Genomic DNA, 8503 nt, shown 5'->3' with positions numbered 1-8503 from the left:
GCGATGGAGATGTAGTCCCGCTCCTCAGACAGCACGACATTGCCGTCTTCGTCTTTTTCGACATAGGTGTAGGTCGCGCCACCGGCGAGCGGATATTTGAAGTGCCACATGTGACCGGCGACTTCTATATTTTCAACTTCGAGGTCGGAAATGGCGGTCTCGAAATGCGGGTCCCAATTCACCAGCCGCTTGCCGCGATAGATGTAGCCCTTGTCGTACATATCGACAAAGACCTTGATCACCGCGTCGTGGAAATTCCCCTCTTCGCCTGCAGGCGCACCCGGCGCGCCCGACATGGTAAAGGCCTCGCGCGACCAATCACATGACGCTCCCAAGCGCTTGAGCTGCTGCACGATCGTGCCACCGGATTGCTTTTTCCACGCCCAGACATGGGAGAGGAACTCCTCGCGGCTCATGTCGCGGCGGGATTTACCCTGTTTGGCCAATTCGCGTTCGACCACCATCTGGGTCGCGATGCCCGCATGGTCAGTGCCGGGCTGCCAGAGCGTGTCGAAGCCGCGCATGCGGTGCCAGCGGGTCAGCACATCTTGCAGCGTGTTGTTGAAGGCGTGGCCGACGTGCAAAACACCCGTCACATTGGGCGGCGGGATCATGATGGAATAGGGTTCGGCGCCGGGCTTGGCATTGGCGCCCGCCTTGAAACAGCCCGCCGCTTCCCATTGGGCATAGATGCGATCTTCGGCCTCGGCTGCGTTGAAACTCTTGTCCATGGGCGGCGTCCCTTTCGTCGGTCAGGCGTCAGGTAGCGGATGGGAGGCCGGAGGAAAAGGGGGGCGCTGCCCCCCGTCCTGCGGACTCCCCCCGGGATATTTCTGAAACGAAGAAGGGACAGTCTAGCCCAGATGGGCCAAGACCGCGCGGGCAGTCGTGTCAAGAGCGGCCGGGTCAAGCGCGCCTGCGTCGATCCGGGCCAGAACGGGCGTTTCGTCTTCGCGCCGCAGGCGTTCATAGGCAGCGTCATAATGGCGTTCGATCAACCCGCGCGCCAGCGCCTCGGAGGCACCTGCCGAAAGCAGAGCCTGCCAGCTATCGACCACCGCATGCCCAGCAAGCGTGCGCAGCCCATCAAGACGGCGCGACAGCCCGTCGCGATCGGCAACCAGATCGGCATAAATCGCCGCGAGATATCGCGCGCGCGCCGCAACCCCCGCCTCGAGGGCGATCCGCGGCGCTTGCCGCATCGCCACCCATAATGCAGGCGGAAGCCGCAAGGTACCGATCCGGGCCGATTCCGCCTCGACCAAGACAGGTCGTTGTGGGTCGAAATCCGCAAAGGCCGCGACAAGCGCTGTCTCGAACCCTTTTTGCGCAGGCTGCGGCCCCTCCACATCGCCCAAGATCGATCCGCGATGACAGGCCAGACCCTCAAGATCGAGAACCTGACCGCCCATCGCCGCGACACGTTTCAACACCTCGGTCTTGGCGGTGCCGGTATAGCCATCGAGCCGGACCACCCGAAATGGCAGGTTTGCATCGTAAAGGCTGGCCACCACATGCCGCCGCCATGTGCGATAGCCCCCCTCCAACACCGCGGCACGCCAGCCGATCTGTTGCAGGATCGAGGCGAAAGAGCCCGAGCGCTGGCCGCCGCGCCAGCAATAGACCAAGGGACGCCAGCCGCCATCATGGTGCATCAGCTTGGTCTCGATATGGCTTGCCGCGTTGCGCGCGACCAGCGCCGCGCCGATCTTGCGCGCCTTGAAGGGGCTTTCTTGCGTGTAGATCGTGCCGACAGTGGCACGCTCGGCATCCGAAAGGACCGGCATGGACAGCGCGCCGGGGATATGATCCTCGGCATATTCCGCAGGGCTGCGCACATCGATGATCGTGTCGAAGCCCGCCGCGCGCAGGCTGGGCAGATCGGTGAAGGGATAGCCCAATTGGTCTATACCGCCTCGCCCGTCATCTTGCGGAAACGCTGGATCAAGCTGGAGGTATCCCAGCGCCCGCCGCCCATCTGCTGCACCTCGGCGTAGAATTGATCGACAACGGCGGTGACGGGCAGCGCCACGCCCAATTCCTTGGCTTGGCCCAGCGCAATGCCCAGATCTTTGCGCATCCAATCGACGGCGAAGCCATGATTGAATTCATTATCCACCATCGTGCCTGCACGGTTGGCCAATTGCCATGATCCGCCGGCGCCTTGGCTGACCAGATCTGCGACTTTCTTGGGATCGAGGCCCGCTTGCATCGCGAAGAACAGCCCTTCCGACATGGCCTGCACCAGCCCAGCGATACAGATCTGGTTGACCATCTTGGTCAACTGCCCTGCGCCGACCGGGCCGAAATGGACGGTCGCCTTGGCATAAGCGGCCACGACCGCCTCGGCGGCTTGGAAATGCACCTCATCGCCGCCACACATGATGGCGAGCTTGCCATTCTCGGCCCCAGCCTGCCCGCCCGAGACGGGCGCATCGACATAGCCGACACCGATCGCTTCCGCCTGTTCGGCCAATTCGCGCGTTACGGTGGCCGAAACGGTGGTGTGATCGACAAAGATCGCGCCGGGCTTCATCCCGGCCAACGCCCCATCGGGGCCGGCGACGACGGCGCGCAGATCATCGTCATTGCCGACGCAGGCAAGGACGAAATCACAGCCCTCGGCGGCCGCGCGCGGGGTAGTGGCAAAGGCACCTCCATGCCGGGCGGTCCAAGCCTCGGCCTTGGCCGTGGTCCGATTGTAGACCGTTACGTCATGACCTGCCGCCTTGAGATGGCCCGCCATCGGATAGCCCATCACCCCAAGTCCAAGAAATGCCAGCTTTGCCATTTTTGCGTCCCTTATTCGCGTGTTCTCGCACAGCGCGCGACCCTAGCAGGCGCGGCCCCGGTGTCCAGATGCGGGTGCCGCTTTCGCATCAGGTCGAGATCGCGGCCCGCAGGCGGCGCAGTTCGGCCAGCATGCTCATCGCGGCAAGGCCCGAGCTTTTGGGGTTGTCGGGCAGCGGCGCACCCTGGACCTGCAGTTTAAACTGACCGAAGGCACCATGCGCCTCGACCTCGTGCAGGTTGCCCGGCGCGGCGGGATCGGCGATCAGGACAACCTCGGTCAGATCAAAGCCGCGCCCGGCGAGCGCGACGGCGGCGGCGACGTTGGCATTCTTGGGATAGGCAAGGGCCGCTTGCCGCGCGGTGCCTTCGAAATGGGTGGCGGGGGCGGTCAAGGCGTCCAGATCGAGTACATCCTCAGCAGGTGAGCCGCGCCATGCGGCGGGTGGTTTGCGCCCGGTGTAGCGCACATGGTTCAGCCCACCTGCCGCACCCGCGCGCAACAGGTCAAGCGCACCGACCGAGCCGCTGGCCAGATGCAGCCGGCTGTTTCCCGCGATGGCGGCGGCCTGCAGCTCGGCGGCAAGCCCGTCATCGGCCAAGGCGCCAAGCGAGATGGTGACAACATCGATGCCAGCCAACAGCGCCCTGACCCCATGCGCCTTTAGCCCCGGATGTCCGGCGCAATCGACCAGATGAGTGATGCCAGGCGGCAAATCGGCGACATCATCCACAGCCAGCAGACCGGGCGTCGCCTTGGATGGGTCACGCAAAATCACCGCGTGAGGCCCCGCGCCGTCGCGCTGTAAAGCAGCGATGACCCAACGTCCGATGGCCCCTGCCCCAATCACCGCGATACGCATCATGGGCTCCTTGCCATTTCCACCGAAAGCCACAGTATCACCCCAGACCGGAAAGACGACAGGGAACCGCATGACCTCGCTTGCGAAAAACACCATCGGCTTGGCACTGCCTCGCCGCGAAGACCCTGCGCTATTGAAGGGTCAGGGGCGCTATACCGCCGATATCGTGCTGGATCGGCCCTTGCATCTGGCCTTTTTGCGCAGCCCTGTCGCCAGCGGGCGGATTGCGGGCATCGACGTCACCGCGGCCTTGGCGGCCCCCGGCGTGGTCGCGGTTTTCACCGGTGCGGACCTTCCACCCAACCCCTCGCCCGATCTGGCCCCGGTTCTCGAAATCGAGGCACCGCTCCCCTTTCCAATGCTGGCGCGCGATCACATCGCCTGTGTGGGTGAGCCACTCGTGGCGATCTTGGCCGACAGCCCGGCCAATGCTTCCGATGCCGTCGATCTGATCACGCTCGAGATCAGCGATAGCGAAATGCCTGCCCCACGCCGCGTTGCGCATCGTCGCTGGCATGTGGGCAACCCCACCACTGCCTTTGCCAATGCCGCCCATGTCGTCGCGGTCGAGACCCATCACCCCCGCGTCGCACCCTCGCCGATGGAGCCACGCGGCGTGGCGATCCGCTATGATAAAATGACCGAAGGGGTGACGGTCTTTCAATCCACCCAGACCCCGCATCGCACCAAGAACGATGTCACGCGCATCTTGCAAATCGACCCAAACATTTTGCGGGTCGTGGCCCCGGATGTCGGCGGCGGGTTCGGGATGAAAGGGTTCACTTATCCCGAAGAGGTTTTCGCCGTTTGGGCCGCGCTGCACCTCAAGCGTGATGTCCGCTGGATCGCCACACGCTCGGAAGAGTTCTTGTCTGCCGCCCATGGGCGTGGCCTGACCTCGCGCGGGCGGTTGGCCCTTGATGCCGAGGGGCGCTTTTTGGCGCTTGAGGCGCGGATCGAGGCGCCACTGGGCGGCTGGGTCTCGGGCACGGGCTTGATGCCCGCCTTCAATGCGGCCCGCGTTTTGCCATCGGGCTATATCATCCCCGCCCTTGATATCGAGACCGAGGCCTATTCGCATCCGCTCCCACCCGTGGGGATTTATCGCGGTGCGGGACGCCCCGAGGCCAATGTGATCATCGAGCGCCTGATCGACGCGGCCGCAGCCGAAACAGGGCGCGACCCCATCGCACTGCGCAAGGCCAATCTCTTGCCCGCCTCAGCCATGCCGCATGACACGGCTACGGGCAATCGGTTGGACAGCGGCGATTATGCCGCCGCACTCGACGCTTTCGCCGATGCCGCCGATCTCGATGGGCTACGCGCACGGCGCGACGCGATCCGGGCCGAGGGCGGTATCGCGGGCCTTGGGATCGCCTTTTATGTCGATCCTTCGGCAGCAGGCTGGGAATATGCGCGCGTCACGCTGAACCCCGATGGCACGGCCCATATCGCGACGGGAGCCACGCAACAGGGCCATGGGCGGCTTACTGCCTTCTCGCAGATCGCCAGCGACGCCTTGGGCATCCCACCCGAGGCGATCACGCTGGAGGCAGGCGATACCGCCAGTGTCACCGAAGGGATCGGCGCGGTCGGCAGCCGGGCCACCGCCATCGGCGGCAGCGCGCTGCTTGATGTTTGCGCGAAGATCAAGAAGGCACTGGCCGAGGGCGCGCCGTTGCCCATTACTGCTGAAGGCAAATACGAGGTCGCTGGCCAAGCTTGGGCCTTTGGTGCCTATGCCGTGCTGATCACAATCGACGCCGATACCGGGCAGCCACAGCTTTTGGCGGCACATGGCCATGACGATGCAGGCGTGATCGTGAACCCGCTGCAGGTCGAAGGACAGATCAGGGGCGGCTTTGCGCAAGCCTTGGGCGAAACCATGCTCGAGGCGATCGCGCTCGACGAGGACGGGCAGCTTTTGACCGGCAGCTTCATGGACTACGCCATGCCGCGCGCTGATGATCTGCCGCCTTTGGGGCTATCGCATGGCGAGACACCCAGCCCGATGAATCCGCTGGGGGCCAAGGGCGTGGGCGAGGCATCCACCACTGGCGCACCCGCCGCTTTCATGAATGCGATCAGCGATGCCTTTCGCCCATTGGGCAAGCCCGCACCGCAAATGCCCTACAGCGCTGCACGAATCTGGGCGGCGCTGAACGGCTAAGCCGATGTCCAAAGGTCAGAAGTCAAAGATATCGTCGAGAAACGACCCACGGCGCTTTTTCTTTTCGAAGCTGCGCTGGTGACCATCCTCGTGATATCCGCGCATCTGCTGCGGGGCCTGCGCAGGCGTGGCTGTCGTTGGAACCGATCGTTCAATGATCTTGTCCAACTCGCCGCGATCAAGCCAGACACCCCGGCAGTGCGGACAATAGTCGATCTCGACGCCTTGACGGTCGCTCATGACAAGGGTGTTTCCATCGACGGGACATAGCATTGGCGCACTCCTTTTGGTGATTGCGCCTCAGATAGTCATGGGACGACGCACAACAACGGGCGATAGGAAAGACCTATGACACGCCATGGCCGTACCACACTCCGCGATCAAACGTCGGGATCTTCGCCAAAGCCTTCGTGATGGGCGACGGGGTCCATATTCGCCAGCGAATGGCTGATATCTTGCGATTTGTTTTCGTAACCGCTCGAGACGAAAATCACGGTGGCGAAACCGACTGCGACCAGACCGGCGGCCAGAACGACCCAATCGACGGTCACATGGCCTGCCTCGTCGCGGAGGAAAGATTTGATGGGCATGGGGTTTCTCTCTTAAGCTGATGTGGCATTACCTTGCCCACCATCAAGCCTTGCGCTTGCGGCCAAACAAAGGCGAGGACGCGCCCAGCGCAGGGAATTTTCGGGCAAAGCTCAGCGCAGATAGGCGGCCATCGCCTGATAGATCACCGCCGTCGCCGCATTGGCGAGGTTGAGCGACCGGATATGCGGCGAGCGCATCGGCAGGCGGAAACAGCGGTCTTCCATGCCGGAAAGGATTTCGGGCGAAAGCCCCTTGGTCTCGCGGCCAAAGACCAGATAGGCGTCGGGTGGGTAATCAGGGTCATAGACCGTGCCGCCCGCCCCATCATCTTCAAAGAAGAACAGCTGATCGCGGCGCGGGCTGCGCGCGGCCAGAAAAGCGGCCCAATCGTCATACTCGCTCAAGCGCACATGCTGCCAGTAATCGAGGCCCGCCCGGCGCACGGATTTGTCGGAGATGTCGAAGCCGTAAGGCCGGATCAGGATCAACTCCAGATCCAGCGCGACACAGGTCCGCCCGATCGTGCCGGTATTGCCGGGAATTTCCGGGGCGACGAGAACGACCTTCATCCCGGCCTTCGCTGCGTCAGACATTGGGTTTGCCTTCCAACCCCAACAGGCGACGCATCCCGGTCCAATAGGCGGGCAAGCGCGGGGGGCGGTCCAGCTCGGCTAACACCTCTTCGCGCAACGCGCCCTCGAGATGGGCCGCGACAAACCCCTGCGCCCAAGCCAGCGTCGCCGGGCCATCGGCCGGGCGCAACCGCACCGCCGAGCCGATCAGCCCCACGATGGTGCCCGCGGGCGAATACCACTCATCCTGAATGCCCCGAATGCGCCCCGGCATGACGCGCCCCATCGCGCGCACCAGCCCGCTTTCGGAAAAGCGCAACAAAAGCTGGCCCATTTCCGCATGGCTATAGCCGATCAACGGCGGGAAGGTGTCGAAAAAGATCGGCCCTTGTTCGTCGATGGCGAAATTGCGGATCGAGGGGTGATAGCCGATCCGCTCGGGCCGGTCGGCCACACGCGCCCAGAAATCCGCGATGCTGAGCGTCGCCGCCCCCAGAATATCATGCATCTCGGACAGGCTTGCGGCTTCAAGCTTTGGGCGCATCAAGAGCCGCTCATCGAGCGCGTCTTGCACGATGACGGGTTGCAGATAGCCGCCCTCGTCAAGGATCAGAAACTCCGTCTTGGGCAGGCGCACCCCCGCCCCTGTCAGCGCCGCGACATAGGCATCGTGGCGCGCGCCGAGTTCTTGCAGAAGATGACGATCGCGCCCGCCGCGGTAGGTCTTGATTACGCGATCCGCCAATGGGCCATCCGCAGGCCGGAAGGGCAGGCAGAAATAGCCCAGTCGGCTGACGGGTTCACCCCGCGCCGCGAGCGCCGCGCGTACATCTTGAGCCAGATCGCTCATACGTGCTTTCCGACCTGCCAGCCCGTCGCATCGGCCAGCCGTCCCTCGCCCTTGGACAGCGGCAAATCCTCAAGCGCTGATCCCATCGAATCGTTCCAGCGATTGAGGTAGCCGAAGAGGGCGACCACCCCCATGATCTCGACGATCTGCCCGTCATCCCAATGCGCGCGCATCCTTGCGCCGATCTCGGGTGTGACGGCATTGGGCACGGCGGTCGCGGCTTGGGCAAAGGCAAGCGCGGCTTTCTCAGCGTCCGTGAAATGGACGCTTGCCGCGAAATCGAAGACATCGGCCAGCCGTTCTTCGGTCGCGTTGAAGCGTTCGGAGGCAAGGATCATATGCGCCTGACAATACAGGCACCCCGAGGCGTAGCTCGAGACATAGCCGATCAGCCGCTTGAATTCCGGTGTCACGCCCGCGCCGTAATCGGTCATCACCGCGACATTCAGATCGGTGAATGCCCGCGCGATGGGGGCGCGATGTGCCATGGTGCGGACCGAATTGGGGATCACGCCCAAAGGCCCTTTGAAGAACTGCACATGATCGCGCAGATCGGGGTCCATCGCGTCTTCGTCGCGGGGGGAAACCAATGCCATCACTCTCTCCCTTTTGCCTTGGGGCCATCTTTGCCCCTCTATGCCCGATCCCTTGGCGGGCCGCCACCACC

At 63.6% G+C, this 8503-nt stretch carries 10 protein-coding genes; 1 reads left to right on the top strand and 9 read right to left on the bottom strand.

The genetic code is table 11. The annotated features are described in order from the left end of the window. The 4 genes from ACTG4J_RS13280 to ACTG4J_RS13265 all read right to left on the bottom strand — a co-directional run. Positions 1–731, bottom strand: a 731-nt coding sequence (locus ACTG4J_RS13280) for a class I tRNA ligase family protein (RefSeq protein WP_439140224.1), incomplete at its 3' end; no start/stop codon positions are given. A gap of 123 nt (positions 732–854) precedes the next feature. After that, complete coding sequence (gene mnmH / locus ACTG4J_RS13275) at positions 855–1901, bottom strand: tRNA 2-selenouridine(34) synthase MnmH (protein WP_439140223.1); 1047 nt, start codon at positions 1899–1901, stop codon at positions 855–857. Positions 1902–1906: 5 nt separating this feature from the next. After that, a complete protein-coding gene (locus ACTG4J_RS13270) occupies positions 1907–2806 on the bottom strand; it encodes an NAD(P)-dependent oxidoreductase (RefSeq protein ID WP_439140225.1) in 900 nt (299 codons plus the stop codon). A 73-nt stretch (positions 2807–2879) separates the two neighbouring features. Then, positions 2880–3725: an aspartate dehydrogenase gene (locus tag ACTG4J_RS13265; RefSeq protein ID WP_439140222.1), complete on the bottom strand. Its 846-nt coding sequence runs from the start codon at positions 3723–3725 to the stop codon at positions 2880–2882. Between ACTG4J_RS13265 and ACTG4J_RS13260 the strand changes: the two genes are divergently transcribed. Beyond that, the gene (locus ACTG4J_RS13260) at positions 3724–5823 is read left to right on the top strand and encodes a xanthine dehydrogenase family protein molybdopterin-binding subunit (RefSeq protein ID WP_439140221.1); all 2100 of its coding nucleotides are present in this window, start codon (positions 3724–3726) and stop codon (positions 5821–5823) included. The two genes, ACTG4J_RS13265 and ACTG4J_RS13260, sit on opposite strands and share 2 nt — an antisense overlap. Positions 5824–5838: 15 nt before the next feature. On the opposite strand, the gene ACTG4J_RS13255 is transcribed toward ACTG4J_RS13260, so the two are convergent. The 5 genes from ACTG4J_RS13255 to ACTG4J_RS13235 all read right to left on the bottom strand — a co-directional run bounded on the left by ACTG4J_RS13255 (position 5839) and on the right by ACTG4J_RS13235 (position 8432). Next, positions 5839–6096: a zf-TFIIB domain-containing protein gene (locus tag ACTG4J_RS13255; protein WP_439140220.1), complete on the bottom strand. Its 258-nt coding sequence runs from the start codon at positions 6094–6096 to the stop codon at positions 5839–5841. A 107-nt stretch (positions 6097–6203) separates the two neighbouring features. Next, positions 6204–6413, bottom strand: a complete 210-nt coding sequence (locus tag ACTG4J_RS13250) for a Flp family type IVb pilin (RefSeq protein ID WP_439140219.1) — start codon at positions 6411–6413, stop codon at positions 6204–6206. Between the two features lie 111 nt (positions 6414–6524). Next, positions 6525–7007, bottom strand: a complete 483-nt coding sequence (locus ACTG4J_RS13245; RefSeq protein WP_439140218.1) for a tRNA (cytidine(34)-2'-O)-methyltransferase — start codon at positions 7005–7007, stop codon at positions 6525–6527. Continuing rightward, on the bottom strand, positions 7000–7836 hold the full coding sequence (locus ACTG4J_RS13240; RefSeq protein WP_439140217.1) for a DUF6206 family protein: 837 nt from the start codon (positions 7834–7836) through the stop codon (positions 7000–7002). The genes ACTG4J_RS13245 and ACTG4J_RS13240 overlap by 8 nt, the downstream gene beginning before the upstream one ends. Further along, positions 7833–8432: a carboxymuconolactone decarboxylase family protein gene (locus tag ACTG4J_RS13235; protein ID WP_439140216.1), complete on the bottom strand. Its 600-nt coding sequence runs from the start codon at positions 8430–8432 to the stop codon at positions 7833–7835. Before ACTG4J_RS13235 ends, ACTG4J_RS13240 begins: the two co-directional genes overlap by 4 nt. Between the last annotated feature and the right edge of the window lie 71 nt (positions 8433–8503).

This window comes from Roseicyclus sp. (genome assembly GCF_965662675.1).
Lineage (GTDB): Bacteria > Pseudomonadota > Alphaproteobacteria > Rhodobacterales > Rhodobacteraceae > Roseicyclus.
Note: the sequence above shows the minus strand (reverse complement) of the source record. Positions and strands in the feature narration are given on the sequence as shown.

Bases quoted from the DNA above. Each gene is read 5' to 3' on its own strand.
- ACTG4J_RS13235 (WP_439140216.1), bottom strand. From the start codon at position 8,432: ATGGCATTGGTTTCCCCCCGCGACGAAGACGCGATGGACCCCGATCTG.
- ACTG4J_RS13255 (WP_439140220.1), bottom strand. From the start codon at position 6,096: ATGCTATGTCCCGTCGATGGAAACACCCTTGTCATGAGCGACCGTCAA.
- ACTG4J_RS13260 (WP_439140221.1), top strand. From the start codon at position 3,724: ATGACCTCGCTTGCGAAAAACACCATCGGCTTGGCACTGCCTCGCCGC.
- ACTG4J_RS13265 (WP_439140222.1), bottom strand. From the start codon at position 3,725: ATGCGGTTCCCTGTCGTCTTTCCGGTCTGGGGTGATACTGTGGCTTTC.
- ACTG4J_RS13240 (WP_439140217.1), bottom strand. From the start codon at position 7,836: ATGAGCGATCTGGCTCAAGATGTACGCGCGGCGCTCGCGGCGCGGGGT.
- ACTG4J_RS13245 (WP_439140218.1), bottom strand. From the start codon at position 7,007: ATGTCTGACGCAGCGAAGGCCGGGATGAAGGTCGTTCTCGTCGCCCCG.
- ACTG4J_RS13250 (WP_439140219.1), bottom strand. From the start codon at position 6,413: ATGCCCATCAAATCTTTCCTCCGCGACGAGGCAGGCCATGTGACCGTC.